17 protein-coding genes are annotated in these 15,050 nt (G+C 69.7%); 7 read left to right on the plus strand and 10 right to left on the minus strand.

Annotated elements, in window-relative coordinates; genetic code table 11:
- Positions 1-163: 163 nt before the first annotated feature.
- Positions 164-889 carry a response regulator transcription factor gene (locus CEG14_RS14660; RefSeq protein ID WP_094827064.1) on the plus strand — a complete coding sequence of 242 codons (726 nt, stop codon included), beginning with the start codon at positions 164-166 and terminating at the stop codon, positions 887-889.
- Between the two features lie 15 nt (positions 890-904).
- Here CEG14_RS14660 and hemN read toward each other — a convergent pair whose 3' ends face one another.
- Complete coding sequence (hemN, locus tag CEG14_RS14665; protein ID WP_094827554.1) at positions 905-2,350, minus strand: oxygen-independent coproporphyrinogen III oxidase; 1,446 nt, start codon at positions 2,348-2,350, stop codon at positions 905-907.
- Between the two features lie 133 nt (positions 2,351-2,483).
- Between hemN and CEG14_RS14670 the strand changes: the two genes are divergently transcribed.
- Positions 2,484-2,741, plus strand: coding sequence for a hypothetical protein (locus CEG14_RS14670; RefSeq protein WP_094827065.1), 258 nt, complete (start codon positions 2,484-2,486; stop codon positions 2,739-2,741).
- Positions 2,742-2,770: 29 nt separating this feature from the next.
- Here the strand turns inward: CEG14_RS14670 and pdxR are convergent, their stop codons facing one another.
- Positions 2,771-4,252 carry a MocR-like pyridoxine biosynthesis transcription factor PdxR gene (gene pdxR / locus CEG14_RS14675; RefSeq protein WP_094827066.1) on the minus strand — a complete coding sequence of 494 codons (1,482 nt, stop codon included), beginning with the start codon at positions 4,250-4,252 and terminating at the stop codon, positions 2,771-2,773.
- Positions 4,253-4,346: 94 nt separating this feature from the next.
- Here pdxR and CEG14_RS14680 point away from each other — a divergent pair, with 94 nt between their 5' ends.
- Positions 4,347-4,976 carry an FMN-binding negative transcriptional regulator gene (locus CEG14_RS14680; RefSeq protein ID WP_094827067.1) on the plus strand — a complete coding sequence of 210 codons (630 nt, stop codon included), beginning with the start codon at positions 4,347-4,349 and terminating at the stop codon, positions 4,974-4,976.
- A gap of 12 nt (positions 4,977-4,988) precedes the next feature.
- Here CEG14_RS14680 and CEG14_RS14685 read toward each other — a convergent pair whose 3' ends face one another.
- The 4 genes from CEG14_RS14685 to CEG14_RS26635 all read right to left on the minus strand — a co-directional run bounded on the left by CEG14_RS14685 (position 4,989) and on the right by CEG14_RS26635 (position 6,989).
- Complete coding sequence (locus CEG14_RS14685; RefSeq protein ID WP_176461504.1) at positions 4,989-5,552, minus strand: M23 family metallopeptidase; 564 nt, start codon at positions 5,550-5,552, stop codon at positions 4,989-4,991.
- Positions 5,553-5,598: 46 nt separating this feature from the next.
- Entirely contained in the window at positions 5,599-5,844 is a 246-nt protein-coding gene (locus CEG14_RS14690) for a hypothetical protein (protein ID WP_143277217.1), read from the minus strand.
- Positions 5,845-5,964: 120 nt separating this feature from the next.
- Entirely contained in the window at positions 5,965-6,756 is a 792-nt protein-coding gene (map, locus tag CEG14_RS14695) for a type I methionyl aminopeptidase (RefSeq protein ID WP_094827069.1), read from the minus strand.
- Complete coding sequence (locus CEG14_RS26635) at positions 6,756-6,989, minus strand: ParD-like family protein (RefSeq protein ID WP_094827070.1); 234 nt, start codon at positions 6,987-6,989, stop codon at positions 6,756-6,758. The genes map and CEG14_RS26635 overlap by 1 nt, the downstream gene beginning before the upstream one ends.
- A 331-nt stretch (positions 6,990-7,320) precedes the next feature.
- Here CEG14_RS26635 and CEG14_RS14705 point away from each other — a divergent pair, with 331 nt between their 5' ends.
- Positions 7,321-8,793, plus strand: a complete 1,473-nt coding sequence (locus tag CEG14_RS14705) for a SulP family inorganic anion transporter (protein WP_094827556.1) — start codon at positions 7,321-7,323, stop codon at positions 8,791-8,793.
- 106 nt (positions 8,794-8,899) lie between these two features.
- On the opposite strand, the gene CEG14_RS14710 is transcribed toward CEG14_RS14705, so the two are convergent.
- From CEG14_RS14710 to CEG14_RS14720, 3 genes are all read right to left on the minus strand, one after another.
- On the minus strand, positions 8,900-9,523 hold the full coding sequence (locus CEG14_RS14710) for a DapH/DapD/GlmU-related protein (RefSeq protein ID WP_094827557.1): 624 nt from the start codon (positions 9,521-9,523) through the stop codon (positions 8,900-8,902).
- Between the two features lie 162 nt (positions 9,524-9,685).
- Positions 9,686-10,054, minus strand: a complete 369-nt coding sequence (locus CEG14_RS14715; protein WP_094827071.1) for a YkvA family protein — start codon at positions 10,052-10,054, stop codon at positions 9,686-9,688.
- Between the two features lie 79 nt (positions 10,055-10,133).
- Positions 10,134-11,114 carry a nickel/cobalt efflux transporter gene (locus tag CEG14_RS14720; RefSeq protein ID WP_094827072.1) on the minus strand — a complete coding sequence of 327 codons (981 nt, stop codon included), beginning with the start codon at positions 11,112-11,114 and terminating at the stop codon, positions 10,134-10,136.
- A 118-nt stretch (positions 11,115-11,232) separates the two neighbouring features.
- On the opposite strand from CEG14_RS14720, the gene CEG14_RS14725 reads away from it, so the two are divergent.
- The 3 genes from CEG14_RS14725 to CEG14_RS14735 all read left to right on the plus strand — a co-directional run bounded on the left by CEG14_RS14725 (position 11,233) and on the right by CEG14_RS14735 (position 14,764).
- Complete coding sequence (locus CEG14_RS14725; protein ID WP_094827073.1) at positions 11,233-11,505, plus strand: metal/formaldehyde-sensitive transcriptional repressor; 273 nt, start codon at positions 11,233-11,235, stop codon at positions 11,503-11,505.
- A 126-nt stretch (positions 11,506-11,631) separates the two neighbouring features.
- Positions 11,632-11,955 carry a hypothetical protein gene (locus CEG14_RS14730; protein ID WP_094827074.1) on the plus strand — a complete coding sequence of 108 codons (324 nt, stop codon included), beginning with the start codon at positions 11,632-11,634 and terminating at the stop codon, positions 11,953-11,955.
- Between the two features lie 241 nt (positions 11,956-12,196).
- Positions 12,197-14,764 carry an autotransporter family protein gene (locus CEG14_RS14735; protein ID WP_441299864.1) on the plus strand — a complete coding sequence of 856 codons (2,568 nt, stop codon included), beginning with the start codon at positions 12,197-12,199 and terminating at the stop codon, positions 14,762-14,764.
- Between the two features lie 90 nt (positions 14,765-14,854).
- On the opposite strand, the gene CEG14_RS26375 is transcribed toward CEG14_RS14735, so the two are convergent.
- The gene (locus CEG14_RS26375; protein WP_094827076.1) at positions 14,855-15,010 is read right to left on the minus strand and encodes a hypothetical protein; all 156 of its coding nucleotides are present in this window, start codon (positions 15,008-15,010) and stop codon (positions 14,855-14,857) included.
- Positions 15,011-15,050: the final 40 nt, after the last annotated feature.

Raw genomic sequence — 15,050 nt, forward strand, 5'->3', positions numbered from 1 at the left:
GGCCGGCCGCCGCCGAGCCTGAAAGACATTTCCTACAAGGTCGTAGGACGTTTCTGCAAATGCCCGGACCAAGCCCCAGAAGCCGGGGCGCCCCGGTAACGTACCGGTCTGGGACCTTCAGGCCCCGAATTGCCTGAAAGCAGCAACGTTACCGGGAATCGCCATGTCCGTGACCACCGTTCCAGACGTCTTTTCAGACCCCAATATCGGCAACGCCCCCTACTCCGTGCGCCGCCACACGTTGAGCCCGCGCCCGAAGATCCGGGTGGTCATCCTCGACGACCACCCCGCCACCGTGCTGGGGCTGGCCTCCTACCTGCGCACCCTCACCGACCTGGACGTGCGCTGGGCCGAGACGCGCGCCGACCAGCTCAACAACTTCCTGCGCCAGCACCCCTGCGACGTGGCCGTGGTCGACTTCTACCTGCCCGGCCAGCAGAGCGACGGGCCCAACCTGATCCGGCGCCTCAAGCGCCTCTACCCGGGCATGGCCGTGATCGTGTGCTCGGCCGGCCGCCAGGACGAAACCGAGTTCGCCGCGTTCCAGGCCGGCGCCAACGCCTATCTGCCCAAGCTGGCCCCCGTGGAATTCCTGCCGGAGCTGATCCGCCGCACCTCGGCCGACAAACACACCTTCGTGGGCTGGAAAAACGGCCGCTCGCTGGCGGCCAATCCGGTGCATCCCGAAGACCGGCTCACCCGCGCCGAGCTGGAGATCCTGCGCCAGATCTCGCAGTCGCAGTCGGTCACGCAGGTGGCCAAGCGGCTGTCGCGCAGCAAGAAGACCGTGAGCACGCACAAGCGCCGCGCGATGAAGAAGCTCGGCCTGCCGGACGACCTCGCGCTGGCGCTCTACCTGAAGGAGAAGTTCCAGCGCGACGTCTATTGAGGCGGGCGCCGGCGCTCAGGCGATGCGGGAGTAACGGCCGGCGACCGCATCGTCGCGCAGGCGCCGGTCGAACACCATCGCGATGGCGCGCACGAAGTACCAGCCGGTCGGCGTCACGCGGAGCCGCGAGCCGGCCAACGTGCACAGCCCCATCTCCTGCAACTCCTCGAGGCGTGCCCATTCGGGGGCATACTGCTCGGCCACCCGCGCGGCGTCGGTCTTGCGACAGGCGCTGCCACACGTGCCGCCGCAATGCGACACGAAAGCGGCGAGATCCACCTCGCCGCGGCACATGATGGCCATGATGATGTCGCGCCGCACCAGATCGTCGGCGGTGCACTGCAGGCCGCGTTCGGTGGCGAAGCGCCCCGACTCGATGCGCGCGTAGTAATCCTCGAGGGTCTTGGCGTTTTGTGCGTAGACATCGCCGATGCGGCCGATCGACGACACGCCGAGCGCGACCAGGTCGCAATCGGGCTGCGTGCTGTAGCCCTGGAAGTTGCGCTGCAACTGGCCGGCGGCGCGCGCCTGCGCCAGGCTGTCGCCGGGCAGTGCGAAGTGATCCATGCCGATATAGACATAGCCGAGCGCCAGGAAGCCCGCGATGGCGCTGCCCAGCAGCGCCACCTTGGCCGCCGCGTCGGGCAGGTCGGCATCGAGGATGCGGCGCTGCGGCTTGAAACGCTCCGGCAGGTGGGCATAGGCGTACAGCGCCACGCGATCCGGGCGCAGGACGCCGACCTGCTCGATCGTGCGGGCAAAGGACGCGGCAGTCTGCCTGGGCAGGCCGTAGATCAGGTCCATGTTGATCGAGGCAAAGCCCTGCGCGCGGGCATCGTGCATCAAGGCCTCGACCTGCGCATAGGGCTGCACCCGATGGATCGCGTGCTGCACGGCGGCGTCGAAATCCTGCACGCCCAGGCTCAGGCGATTGAAGCCCAGGCGGGCAAGGTGGGCGAGCCGCTCGCGGCCCACGGTGCGGGGATCGACCTCGATCGATATCTCGGCGTCGGGCTGGAAGGCGAAGCGCGTGCGCAGCACGGCCATCAGGCGCTCGAGCTCCTCATCCGACAGAAAGGTGGGCGTGCCGCCGCCGAAATGCAGTTGCGACACGGGCTCGCCCTCGCCCAGCACCTCGGTATGCAGCGCGATCTCGCGCTCCAGCGCCGCGAGATAACGCGTGGCGCGATCGTGGTGGCGCGTCACGATCTTGTTGCAGGCGCAGTAGTAGCACACCGATTCGCAGAACGGGATGTGGATGTAGAGCGACAACGGCTCGCCAGCGCGCCGGGCGCGGGCCTCCAGCGCGACGCGGTAGTGGCGCTCGCCAAACGTCGGGCTGTAGCGGTCGGCCGTGGGATAGGAGGTGTAGCGCGGGCCGTTTTTTGCCATGCGCGCCAGCAGCGCGGGGGAGAACTCGGGCGCACAGGCGGCCTGGGCCGCGGGCGTGGGGGTATGCATCGTGATCGGGATCGGGGTCGCCATGGCAAGCATTATGGGTGGCGACCGACGGGCCGGTATTGATCTGGCGCAATGCCCGCGCGGCTGTGCCGGGCCGCCACGTAGAATGTGGTTTTTGCCCGGAATCGCCCCCATGAACGACGAACTCGACGGCCGCCTGCTGGCCCTGCGCCAGACCCTTGCCGTGGCCATCGCCCTGGCGACCCGCGGCCACGAACAGGCCACCACCATGGCGCTGGAACTGATCGAAGACCTGCGCACCCATGTCGACGACACCCCGCCCGACGGGCCCTTCGAGATTCCGGAGTGGGCCAACGCCGCGCGCGAGGAGTTCGATCACATCGCGCGCATGGTGCGCGCCTTCACGCAGCAGTCGTCCGGCGAGGCCTGAAGACGGCCGGCCGCGGGCGCGATGCCGGCTCAGGCCGCCCGCGCCGCGACCGCCGCGCAGACCCGGCCCAGCTCGGCGGCCGCGGTCTCGATCTGCGCCCGCGTATAGGCGCCAAACCCCATCATCAGGCCGCTTTCGCGCACCGGCCCGCCATACATCGGCGACAGCGCCCGCAAGGCCAGGCCGCGCTCGGCCGCGAGCCGCACCACCGCCACGTCGTCGATGCCGGGTGCCAGCCACAGCACCCGGTGCATGCCCTGGTCGCCCGGCTCGAGCCGCCCCCACGGCGCCAGGTGGCGCGCCATCGCCTCTTCCAGCCAGCGCAAGCGCTCGCCGTACACGCCGCGGATGCGCCGGATATGGGCCTCGAACAGGCCCTCGCGCATGTAGGCCGCCAGCACGTGCTGCTCGGTGGTGGGCGCGTGCCGGTCCATCAGCGTGCGCGCGCCGACGAAGGCATCGACCAGGTGCGACGGGGCCACCAGATAACCCAGCCGCAGCGAGGGAAACATCACCTTGCTCAGCGTGCCCAGGTAGACCACGCGCGAGGGATCGAGCCCCTGCATCGACGGAAAGGGATGGCCGGCGTAGCGCAGCTCGCTGTCGTAGTCGTCTTCGACCACATAGGCGCCGGCCTCGCGTGCCCAGGCGATCAACGCCATGCGGCGCGCCATGCTCATCGGCATGCCGAGCGGAAACTGGTGCGACGGCGACACAAAGGCGGCGCGCGCCCGGGGCCATTGCGCCACGCCGTCTTCGACCCGCATGCCTTCGTGATCCACGGGCAGGCGCCGCACCGCGAGACCGCGATCTTCGAGCACGGCGATCAGGCCCAGGTAGGCGGGGTCCTCGGCCCAGGCGGTATCGCCCGGTTGCGCCAGCACCTTGGCCGCGAGATACAGGCCCTGTTGCGTGCCTGCCGTGATCAGGATCTGCGCCGGATCGCAGGTGACCGCGCGGGCACGCCGCAGATAGTCGGCGATCGCCTCGCGCAAGGCGGGCACGCCCTGCGGATCGGCGTAGGTGGCGGGCGCCGCCGCCCGGCTTGCCCGCACGCGATTGCCCAGCTTGCGCCATTGGTCGTCGGGCGCGGCCTCGCCGGCGGGCACCGCCACCGCGAACGGCACCGGCGGCAGCGGCGCCATGCCGTGCGCCAGCGCGGCGTAATGTTGCGCGCGCAACGACAGCGGCGGCGCGCCGCCGCCCTGCGCCGCCGAGGGCGCCTGCTGCGCGCCCAGCTCGATCACCGCGGCGACCCGGGTGCCCGCGCCGACCCGCGCGTCGAGATAGCCTTCCGCGGCCAGCTGGTCGTACACCTCGGTGACCGTGCCGCGCGCCAGCCCGATGGAGAGCGCCAGCGCGCGGGTGGACGGCAGGCGTTCGCCCGCCGCCAGCTCGCCGCGTGTGATGGCATCGCGCAGCAGGCGCAGCAGCTGGCGCCCCACCCCGCCCGCCTCGCGGTCGAGGCGGGCGAGCAGAGGCAAGGCGGGAGGATCGGCGCGACGCGGCATAAGTGGACCAGTGAAACTGCCTATAAATGGACCTGAAAAATGTACCACTATCGGCCCACAATGAGCGCTTCTCAGCCGTCACCCGCCCCGCACCATGTATCTGCCCGCCCACTTCGCCGAACAACGCAGCGACGAACTGCTCCGCATCATCACCGGGCATCCGCTCGGCATGCTGGTCACCCACGACGCCGATGGCCTGGACGCCAATCACCTGCCCTTCGAGTTCGACCCGGCGGCCGCTGGCCACGGCGTGCTGCGCGCCCACGTGGCGCGCGCCAACACGGTCTGGCAGACGCAGCGCGACGGCAACGCGGTGATGGTGGTGTTCAGCGCCCAGGAGGGCTACATCTCGCCCAACTGGTATCCGAGCAAGCATGAGCATCACCGCCAGGTGCCGACCTGGAACTACCAGGTCGTGCACGTGCATGGCCGCCTGCGCATCGTGGACGACGAGCGTTTCGTGCGCGGCCTGGTGGCGCGCCTGACGCGCACCCACGAGGCGGACCAGCCGCGGCCCTGGAAGATGACCGATGCCCCGGCCGATTTCATCGACCAGATGCTGCAGGCCATCGTGGGCATCGAGATCGAGATCGACCGGATCGAGGGCAAGTCCAAGCTGGGCCAGCACAAGGATGCGCGCGACCGCGCCGGCACCGTCACCGGCCTGCGCGAACGCGGCAAGGCCGAACTGGCGCAGGCGACCGAGGACGCGCGCAAGGACTGAGCGCGCCGCGCCTCAGCGCGGGCCCGCCTTGAGCAGCGGGTAGGGATTGAGGGCGCCGCCGGCGCCGTAGATGCCGTAGTGCAGATGCGGCGGCGTGGTGCGCGCATTGCCGGTGTTGCCGACGAAACCGAGCACGTCGCCGGGCTGCACGAGCTGCCCGCGCGCGATGTCGGCATAGCCGTCGAGGTGGGCGTAGTAGTGCATCTGGCGGCCCGGCCCCATCACCCAGACCACCTGCCCGCCGAGATTGTTGGTGCCGATGCGCGTGACCACGCCTTCGGTGGCGGCCAGCACGGGGGTGCCGCGCCGCGCAAAGATATCGATGCCCTCGTGCCGGCGCCCGTTGCTGCGCGCCGCGCCCCACGTGTCCGCGAGCCGCGCCGCGGCCACGCCCTGCACCGGCACGGCGACCGAGGTGGGCGCGTCCTGCCAGGCAAGCCGCGCCATGTGCCAGGGCGCACGCACGCCGTCGGGCAGCCGCGGCCAGGCCCACACGGCGCCCGCGACGATCAGCGCCCAGACGCCCAGGCGCAGGACGGCGCGACGCAACGGACCCGCGAGTGTGATCTCTTCCATCAGGGTTGGAGGGGCGAGGGCCGCGAGGGTTCCGCGCCGGCCGGCATCAGCGTCGGCCCGTGTGCGCATCGGCGTCGGCGGCGGGCGGCGCGGCGGGATCGTCATCGTCCCAGGGGTCGTCGTACATGCCGCGGTAGGCCCATTGCACCAGGGCCGTGAACAGCGCGGCCACGACCAGCAGCGCCGCGACCCAGCCCCAGCCGAGCCCGGCGGCGCGCAGCACGGACACATAGAGCGCCACCATCGCGATGATGGCGATCACGGGCCGTGGGCGAAACGCGGGGAGTGTCATGGGTGACAGCATACGCGAGGCCGATGGGCGCGGCGCGCCCGGCCGCCCCGGATGCAACGGTTGCGGCCGCGACGATTGCGGCCGCAACCCGAGCCGGCGCCCCCGCCGCGCCTGCCGCCCTCAGACGGGCTTGTAGTCGCCGAAGCCGTCGGGCCAGCCGGTCAGGACCTCGTAGCCCTCGGGCGTGACGAGCACCATGTGCTCCCACTGGGCCGACAGGGAGTGGTCCTTGGTGATGACGGTCCAGCCATCCGCCAGCTGGCGCGTGTCGCGGCGGCCGGCGTTGATCATGGGCTCGATCGTGAACAGCATGCCGGCCTCGAGCCGCAGGCCCGCGCCGGGACGACCGTAATGCAGCACCTGCGGCTCGCCATGATAGATCTGGCCGATGCCGTGGCCGCAGTATTCGCGCACCACGCTATAGCCGGCGTTTTCGGCGACGCTCTGGATCGCGCTGCCGACGTCGCCCAGCGTGGCGCCCGGCTTGACCGCGCGGATGCCGGCGCACATGGCGTCGTAGGTCGTGCGCACCAGCCTGCGCGCCTGCGCGCTGGGCTCGCCCACGAAATACATGCGGCTGCAGTCGCCATACCAGCCGTCCTTGATGACGGCCACGTCGATGTTGAGGATGTCGCCCTGCGCCAGCGGCTTGCCGGAAGGGATGCCGTGGCACACCACGTGATTGACCGACGCGCACACCGTCTTGGGAAAGCCGTGATAGCCCACGTTGGCGGGAACGGCCTTCTGGTGCTGCACGATGTATTCGTTGCAGAGGCGGTCGAGCTCGTCGGTGGTGACGCCGGGCTTGACGTGCTCGGCAATCATGGCGAGCACGTCGGCGGCGAGCGCACCGGCGATGCGCGCCTGCGCCGCCTCAGCGGCCGTGAGGAGGGGGATACGCTTGGGCGCCATCACGACACCTTGGCGAGCGCGGGCTGGACGGAATCCCTCATGATGGCGTCCTGCGGCTGGCGGCCCTTGAGCAGCAGCTTGCAGATCTCGCCATAGGTGAGGTCGGGATTGAGCTCGGCCAGCATGCCGACGCGCAGCCAGTGCTCGGCCTGGCCGTTGACCGAGCGCGACAGTGCGTCGCTCGCGTCGCGCAGCGCCGTATGCATTTCTTCGGAAACTTTGACGATACCCATGATGCAATATACGTTTTATAACGAAACGTATATTAGCACGCACCGCGGGAGACCGACAGCGGCGTGTCATGCGGCTCGCGTACAATCGCCCCGCTTCGTCAGACCCACCCTCTTCCACCCATGTAAGCGCGCCCCCGACCTCACTCGCCTCGATCCCATCGAGACTCCGTTCACACGAGGTCGGCCCGCGCGCGGCCGTCGCGGCGCATGCCCGCGACAGCCCGGGAAACACGCCATTCACGCTCGACGCCGGCGCCCGCCGGTGGCCCGCAACGCGCGCGCCCGCGCCTCACCATGCCGACGCGGCCCTCGCCGCGCCATTCATTCCATGATGCACACCTCCTTGCGCCAGCAATGGTTCTCCAACCCGCGCGGCGACATCCTCGCCGGGCTGGTCGTCGCGCTCGCCCTGATCCCGGAAGCGCTCGCCTTCTCCATCATCGCCGGGGTCGACCCGCAGGTCGGCCTGTACGCCGCCTTCAGCATCGCGGTGGTCACCGCGATCGCGGGCGGCCGGCCCGGCATGATCTCGGCCGCCACCGGCGCCGTGGCGCTGCTGATCACCACGCTGGTGAAGGACCACGGCGTGGCCTATGTGTTCGCCGCGGCCGTGCTGGCCGGCCTGCTGCAGATCGGCGCGGGCCTGTTGCGGCTGGGCAGCCTGATGCGCTTCGTGTCGCGCTCGGTGATCACCGGCTTCATCAATGCGCTCGCCATCCTGATCTTCATGGCGCAGCTGCCCGAGCTGATCGGCGCGCCGCCGGCGGTGTACGCGATGGTGGCGGGCGGCCTGGCGATCATCTATCTGTTTCCGCGCCTGACACGCGCCATTCCGTCGCCGCTGGTGTGCATCGTGGTGCTGACGGCGATCTCGATGGCGCTGGGCCTGTCGGTGCGCACCGTGGGCGACATGGGCACCTTCCCGGACAGCCTGCCGACCCTTGCCCTGCCGCAGGTGCCGTTGTCGTGGGAGACCCTGCGCATCATCCTGCCCTATTCCGTCGCCATCGCCGTGGTCGGCTTGCTGGAATCGCTGATGACGGCGTCGATCATCGACGACTTCACCGACACCTCCAGCGACAAGAATCGCGAGTGCCGTGGCCAGGGCCTGGCGAACATGGTGGCCGGCTTCCTCGGCGGCATGCCCGGCTGCGCGATGATCGGGCAATCCGTGATCAACGTGAAATCGGGCGGCCGCGGGCGCCTCTCGAGCATGGTGGCGGGCGTCCTGCTAATCGTGTTCGTGGTGTTTCTCGGGCCGTGGGTCAAGCAGATCCCGATGGCCGCGCTGGTGGCGGTGATGATCATGGTCTCGATCAGCACGTTCAACTGGCGCTCCGTGCGCCAGTTGGTCACGCATCCGCGCAGCTCCTCGCTCGTGATGCTCACGACGGTGGCGGTGGTGGTGTTCACGCACAACCTCGCGTGGGGCGTGCTGGCCGGCGTGGTGCTGAGCGCGGTGTTCTTCGCGGGCAAGGTGCAGCGCGTGCTGCAGGTGGACTCGGCGCTGCAAGACGATGGCGCCCTGCGCCGCTACCGCGTGCGCGGCCAGGTGTTTTTCGCCTCGTCGGAGGCGCTGCTGAGCGAGTTCGATTTCAAGGAGAGCGTGGCACGCGTGGAGCTCGACCTGTCGCATGCCCACTTCTGGGACATCACGGCAGTGGAGGCGCTCGACCGCATCGTGCACAAGTTCCGCCGCAACGGCATCGCGGTGGCGGTGATCGGGCTGAACCGCGCCAGCGCCACGATGGTGGAGAAATACGGGCGCCTGGACCCGGCCGCGCCCGCGCCGGGCGGGCACTGACGGCGAGCGAGCGGCGGCGCGCGGTTGCGGGTCGTTCGCCGGGCGCGGCTTGCCGTGCGCCACTGGCCATGCGCCAATCGCCGTGCGCCAATCGCCGTGCGCCCAATCAGGCGCGGGTCGCGGCGCTCCAGCGGTCGCAGAAGGCCTGCACGTCGCCGTCCTGGAAGTCGGGCAGGCGCTCTCGCAACAAGGCATCGGGCCAGTCCCACCAGGCGATGGCCTGGAGGCGCTGCGCGGTGGCGCGATCGAAGCGCTCGCGGATCTGCCGCGCGGGCACGCCGCCCACCACCGTGTAGGGCGCGACGTCGCGGCTGACGACCGCGCCGGCCGCCAGCACGGCGCCGTCTCCGACCGTGACGCCCGGCAGCACGATCACGCCATGCCCGATCCAGACGTCATTGCCGATCAGCACCTGATCGGCGCGGCGCTCGCCGAAGAACGCGCGATCGCGCTCGGCCTCGTCGAAATAGTACTCAGGACAGTAGGTAAAGCGGTGTTGCGAGGCGCGCCCCATCGGATGGTTGGGCGCGCCGATGCGCACCTGCGCCGCGATCGCGCAGAAGCGGCCGATGCGCGCATCCGCCACCATGCAGCGCTCGCCGATGTAGGAGTAGTCGCCCAGCTCGGTGTACTCGACCGCGCTGTCGTGCAGGATCTCGCAGCGGCGTCCGATCCGGCATTCGCGCAGGCGCGCATCGGGACTGATGAAGGTTTCGGCAATCTTGGGCATGCGGCTCACCACGGGCCACCGGGCGACACGGCGCGCGCGGCGCGGCGCCGTACGGGCGCGCCGGCGCGCAACCCATGGCCACACCTTAGCCAAGGATGATGACCGCATCATTGCCAGATATATATGTCTAGATGAATGCGCGGCATCGCGGCCGGCATCGACTCAGCCGAGCAGCCACCACGCCAGCGCCGCGGCGCCGGCCAGCCACGCCAGCACGATCACAACCGCGGCCACCCGGCTGACGGGCCGCTGCGCCCGTTCGGCCGCGACCGCCCTCAGTTCGCGCACCAGCGCCGCGGGCAGCAGCCGCAGCGTCAGCCAGATGCCGAGCGGCACCAGGATCACGTCGTCGAGATAGCCCAGGACCGGAATGAAATCAGGGATGAGGTCGATGGGCGAGAGCGCGTAGCCCGCGACCAGCAGGGCGAGCGCCTTGGCATACCAGGGCGTGCGCGGATCGCGCGCAGCCAGCCACAGCACCAGCACTTCCCGCTTCAGCCCGCGCGCCCACGCGCGCACCCGTTCCCACATGCCCTTCCCCCGTCATGCGCCGCCGCCTTGCCTGCGCGCCTGAGCGCATGATACCGGCCGACCGCCAGCGCACGCACGCTCAACGCGCGGCGGATATCCCCATCAGCCCGTGCACGAGCACATAGATGCCGACCGCAACGATCAGCAGGCTCGACAGGTAAGGCGCGCGGGCGGCGACGGCAGAGAGCCACCCGCCGCGGCGGGACACGTGCCGCACGCTGAGCGCCGCCACCACGCCCACCGCCACCAGCGTGAGCGCCAGCCCGACCGAGAAGCTCAGCACCAGCGCCGCCCCCAATGCGAACGCCTTCAGTTGCAGGCACAACAACAGCACCGTGATGGCGGCCGGGCACGGGATCAGGCCGCCGGTGAGCCCGAACAGCGCGATCTGCCCGTTGGTGACCTTGCGGTTGGCGAAGCGGCGGCGGATGTCGGCGGCATGGGCACGCGCATGCGCGTCGTCCGCGTCGGCGGCCGCGAAGGCCGGAAGCGTGTCGGCCTTGTGGCCTCGCGCGCCCTGCGTTGCCGAGGGCGGGAAGGCGTGATCGTGGGCATGGGCCTGCGCATGACCATGGGCGTGTGCGTGGGCGTATGCGTGTGCGTGGGCGTGTGCGTGGGTGCGGCCATGATCGTCATGCGAGTGACCGTGCGAGTGGCCGTGATGGTCGTGGTGGTCGTGGTGGTGGTGACCGCGCGAATGCGGGTCGAGCACGTGCGGGTGCTGGTCGCGCCAGGTGCGCCACGCCATCCAGAGCGCCACCGCGATGATGATCGCCCCCGATACGGCCTGGAAGTAGGGTTCGAGGCCTTCGGCGTCGACCCCGCGCCACAGATACATGCCGCCCAGCCCGATGCCCCAGACGATGAGTGTGTGCGACAGCGTGGCCGTGAGGCCGAGCAGGACGGCCTGGCCGACCGAGCCGCGGATCGCCGCGATGAACGCGGCCATCATGGTCTTGGAATGTCCCGGCTCCAGGCCGTGGAGCGCACCCAGGAAGATCGCGCTGGGGATGAACAGCCAGGCATTGCCTTGCTGCAGGAGAGACGAGAAATCCGCCATGGAGTACCGCCGTCCAACGAAAACGTGAGCGGCCAATATACTCCCCCCAGTATATTTCCGCTATCCTGGGCCCTCTCATCCGGGCGCCTCGAAGCCGCCCCCGCACGGAATTCTCACCATGGCACACACGATCCGCGACAAGGCCAAACTCCTCGCCCGCGTCCGCCGCATCCAGGGGCAGACCGCCGCCCTGGAGCGGCAACTGGAGAACGAATTCGACTGTACGGAGGTGCTGCAGCAGATCGCCGCCATCCGCGGCGCCGTCGGCGGCCTGATGGCGGCGGTGCTCGAGGGCCACCTCACCGATCATGTCGTGAAGGCACCCGACGAAGCCGAGCGGCAGCAGGAGCTCGAGGGCATCATGCAGGTGATCAAGACCTACCTGAAATAACCGTTGCGGACACAACGGGCGCGCGCCGCCCGCGGTCCGCTCTCGCCCTGCCCCACGCACCCGGCGCGGGCACGCCACGCGGGCCCGCCCTTGCGCCGGGCGCACGGCCCGCACCAAGGAACCTCCATGCAGCAATCCGACTTCGATCCCGAACTCGCGGCCAACCTCGTCGGCAAGACCGTGCTGGTCGGCCTGAGCTACCGGCGCGGCGACGCGCAGGCCCCCGCGCGCGTGTTGCAACGGCACGGCAGGATCGTGCATGTCAGCCGGGAGATGGGCATCGTCGTGGAGTCGCCCGACGGCATGCCCTTCGCCCTGCCGCCCGACCTGTCCCGGCTCACCCCGGCCGCGGCGGGAGACTATCGCCTGCAGGCCACGGGCGAGGTGGTGCAGAACCCGGACTACCTGTGCTCGTACGAGATCCAGGAACGGGAGGATGCGGGCGCGTGAGATGCGCGGGGCGGCAGCCCATGGCCTGAACGACGGACAACCATTAAGATCAGGCGCGCCATGCCGTTGTAATCGGCATCATGTACCGCGCTCAACCTTCGGAAGGCATGTCATGACCCACAAGCGTCGCCGTATCGTCCGCTCGTCAACGACTGCCTTTGCGCTGCTCTTCGCCGTGGATGGCGCGGGCCCGGTCCTCGCCCAATCGGTGATCGTAACGGGCGAGGTCCTGCCGGGCACCGTGCAGACACCTCATTGGACGGTCGGCAGCGAGCTGACCGTCGGCGACACCGTGAGCGGCACGCTCACGATCGACGGCGGCGGCACGGTAAGCAATACGGATGCCTATGTCGGCTACAGCAATGGGGCGCAGGGCACGATCACGGTTTCCGGGACCGATGCCGGCGGCGGCGCGTCGACCTGGACGAGCACCGGCCAGGTGATCCTCGGCGTCGAGTCCGGCGCGAAAGGATTTCTCGACATTCTCGATGGCGGCCTGGCGCGCAGCGACACAGGCATCATCGGGGCGCAAGACGGGAGCGAAGGCCAGGCCACCGTTTCCGGGCGCGGCTCGGATTGGACGATCTCCAAGTCCACCGGCTTCGCGATCGGCAGCGACGGCAAGGGCACGCTGACGATCAGCGATCGCGCCTCCGTGCACAGCGGGCAGGGGATCATCGGCTGGGAAGCCACCAGCGAGGGCCAGGTCAACGTCTCCGGTCCTGGCACGCTCTGGGACACCACCTCCAACATCTACGTGGGCCTCCGTGGCCGCGGAGAGCTCAATGTCGAGGACGGCGCCGAGGTGAGCACCGTGGGGCCGAGCAGCAGCAGCTGGGCCGCCTCCATCTACATCGGAGCGGAAGCCGGCAGCACCGGCTCGGTACTCGTGTCGAGCACCACGGGCACCGTCTCGAAACTCAGCGCCACCGACAACATCGAAGTCGGTCGAGGCGGCGCAGGCACGATGATCGTCGGCCCGGGAGGCTGGGCCTCGGCCGGCACGAGCACCTGGATTGCGCGAGACGGCACATCGACCGGCACCCTGGAAGTGGTCGGCGACATCAGCGGGCGGGGCATCCTCGAAACCGGGTCGGTGGTTCATGGCGCGGGCACCGTCGCCTTCAATTTCAATGGCGGCATCCTGCGGGCGAATCAGGATCAGGCCGACTTCCTCAGGGGATTCGTGACGCAGGCCGTGGGCGTCGAGGGCGCCTGGTTCGACACGAATTCGTTCGAGGTCGGTATCGGCACCGCGCTGTCCGGGACCTCCAGCTTTCACAAGGTGGGCACGGGCAGGCTGACCCTCACGGGCAACAGCTCGACCTTCACCGGCAATACCCTGGTCGAGGCCGGCACGCTGCAGGTCGACGGGGTGCTGGGCGGACCCACCGAAGTCCTGGCGGGCGCGCGCCTGAGCGGGACGGGACAGGTGGGCACGGCGACCAACCGGGGCACGATCGCGCCCGGGCCGCGCACGGGTTTCGGCACGCTGACGATCGCCGGCGATTACGCGGCACTCGGCGGCGGCCTCAGCATCCGGACGCAACTCGGCGACGACAGCTCGCCGACCGACAGGCTGGTCGTCACGGGCGCCACGTCAGGCACCACGCCCGTGACGGTGACCAACATGGGCGGCACGGGCGCGCAGACGCAGACCGGCATCCAGGTGGTGCGCGTGGACGGCGCCTCGGCCGGCCAGTTCGTCCTCGCCAACGGCGATTACGTCATCGACGGCCAACCCGCGCTGGTGGCTGGCGCCTACGGCTACGTCCTCGAGCAGGACAGCGCCAACGGCAGTTGGTACCTGCGCTCGTCGCTGACGGGCCTGGGCGCCTCGTCGGGCAACGGCGACGATCTGCTCTACCAGCCGGGTGCGCCGGTGTACGAGGCCTATGCCAACACGCTGCTGTCGCTGAGCCGGCTCGGCACGCTGCGTCAGCGGGTCGGCAATCGCCTTTACGATCCGGCCGACAGCAGCCGCGACGGCGTGTGGGGCCGCGTGGAAAGCACCACCGGCCGCTACCACCCCGTCGCGTCGACCACGGGCGAGCGTCACGACATGGACAGCTGGAAGGCGCAGTTCGGCATCGACCACGCGCTGTTCAGCCGGCAGGACGGCTCGCGCCTGGTGGGCGGTTTCAACTTCAATTACGGCACGGCCAACACCCGCGTGTCCTCGCCGCATGGCGGTGGCCGCGTCGACACGGCGGCCTATGGCCTGGGCCCCACCCTCACCTGGTACGGCAGCGACGGCACCTACGTCGACGCGCAAGCCCAGGCCACGTGGTTCGACAGCGATCTTCGCTCCAGCCTCGCGGGCACGCTGAAGAACAGCCGCAACGCGCGCAGCTACGCCGTGGGCATCGAGGCGGGCAAGGCGTTCGCGCTGAACGAGCGTTTCGCGCTCATCCCGCAGGCCCAGCTCAGCTATGTCTCGACCCATTTCGGCGCGTTCAACGACCGGTTCGGCGCACGCATCGACAACGACAAGGGCGACAGCCTGCAGGGCCGCCTGGGCGTGGCGCTGGACTACAGGCAAAGCTGGGTGGATGCCGGCGGGCGCACGCGCGAAGCCAGCGTCTACGGCATCGTGAACCTGAAGCACGAGTTCCTCGACGGTACGCGCGTGCAGGTGTCCGACGTGGCCATCGGCAGCCGCTCGGGCCGCAACTGGGCCGGCATCGGCCTCGGCGGCAACTACAACTGGCACGAACGCTACGCCGTCTACGCGGAGGTCGGTGCAGACGCCGATTTCTCGGGCAGCTACCTCCTGACCGCGACCGCCGGATTCAGGATGGCGTTCTGAAGCGCCGCGGATCGCCTGGCGCGATCCGCGCTCGGCATGATGCGACAAGGTCGGGGCCGGACACGGTCGGCCCCGATACTCCGCCCGCGCTCAGCAGTTGCCTTTCTTGGCCTGCCCCGGCGGACAGAACCCGCCGCCCCCACCATGACCGCCATGGGGATCGACGATCACGGCGCCGTCGGGGGTATAGACGGCACAGCCGGCCAAAAGCGTGGCCACGATGGCCAGGCTACAGAGAATTTTCATGGGAAGAACTCCGCGTTGAAGACGCGCGCAGTTTATTGCC

It is taken from the genome of Bordetella genomosp. 1, from assembly GCF_002261335.1.
Taxonomy (GTDB): domain Bacteria; phylum Pseudomonadota; class Gammaproteobacteria; order Burkholderiales; family Burkholderiaceae_B; genus Bordetella.

What these genes read in the sequence shown, in the direction of transcription:
- CEG14_RS14660 (WP_094827064.1), top strand. Translation starts at nt 164, where the DNA reads ATGTCCGTGACCACCGTTCCAGACGTCTTTTCAGACCCCAATATCGGC.
- hemN (WP_094827554.1), bottom strand. Translation starts at nt 2,350, where the DNA reads ATGCATACCCCCACGCCCGCGGCCCAGGCCGCCTGTGCGCCCGAGTTC.
- CEG14_RS26635 (WP_094827070.1), bottom strand. Translation starts at nt 6,989, where the DNA reads ATGGGTATCGTCAAAGTTTCCGAAGAAATGCATACGGCGCTGCGCGAC.
- CEG14_RS14725 (WP_094827073.1), top strand. Translation starts at nt 11,233, where the DNA reads ATGGCACACACGATCCGCGACAAGGCCAAACTCCTCGCCCGCGTCCGC.
- CEG14_RS14710 (WP_094827557.1), bottom strand. Translation starts at nt 9,523, where the DNA reads ATGCCCAAGATTGCCGAAACCTTCATCAGTCCCGATGCGCGCCTGCGC.
- CEG14_RS14720 (WP_094827072.1), bottom strand. Translation starts at nt 11,114, where the DNA reads ATGGCGGATTTCTCGTCTCTCCTGCAGCAAGGCAATGCCTGGCTGTTC.
- pdxR (WP_094827066.1), bottom strand. Translation starts at nt 4,252, where the DNA reads ATGCCGCGTCGCGCCGATCCTCCCGCCTTGCCTCTGCTCGCCCGCCTC.
- CEG14_RS14730 (WP_094827074.1), top strand. Translation starts at nt 11,632, where the DNA reads ATGCAGCAATCCGACTTCGATCCCGAACTCGCGGCCAACCTCGTCGGC.
- map (WP_094827069.1), bottom strand. Translation starts at nt 6,756, where the DNA reads ATGGCGCCCAAGCGTATCCCCCTCCTCACGGCCGCTGAGGCGGCGCAG.
- CEG14_RS14670 (WP_094827065.1), top strand. Translation starts at nt 2,484, where the DNA reads ATGAACGACGAACTCGACGGCCGCCTGCTGGCCCTGCGCCAGACCCTT.
- CEG14_RS14680 (WP_094827067.1), top strand. Translation starts at nt 4,347, where the DNA reads ATGTATCTGCCCGCCCACTTCGCCGAACAACGCAGCGACGAACTGCTC.
- CEG14_RS26375 (WP_094827076.1), bottom strand. Translation starts at nt 15,010, where the DNA reads ATGAAAATTCTCTGTAGCCTGGCCATCGTGGCCACGCTTTTGGCCGGC.
- CEG14_RS14685 (WP_176461504.1), bottom strand. Translation starts at nt 5,552, where the DNA reads ATGGAAGAGATCACACTCGCGGGTCCGTTGCGTCGCGCCGTCCTGCGC.
- CEG14_RS14690 (WP_143277217.1), bottom strand. Translation starts at nt 5,844, where the DNA reads ATGACACTCCCCGCGTTTCGCCCACGGCCCGTGATCGCCATCATCGCG.
- CEG14_RS14715 (WP_094827071.1), bottom strand. Translation starts at nt 10,054, where the DNA reads ATGTGGGAACGGGTGCGCGCGTGGGCGCGCGGGCTGAAGCGGGAAGTG.
- CEG14_RS14705 (WP_094827556.1), top strand. Translation starts at nt 7,321, where the DNA reads ATGCACACCTCCTTGCGCCAGCAATGGTTCTCCAACCCGCGCGGCGAC.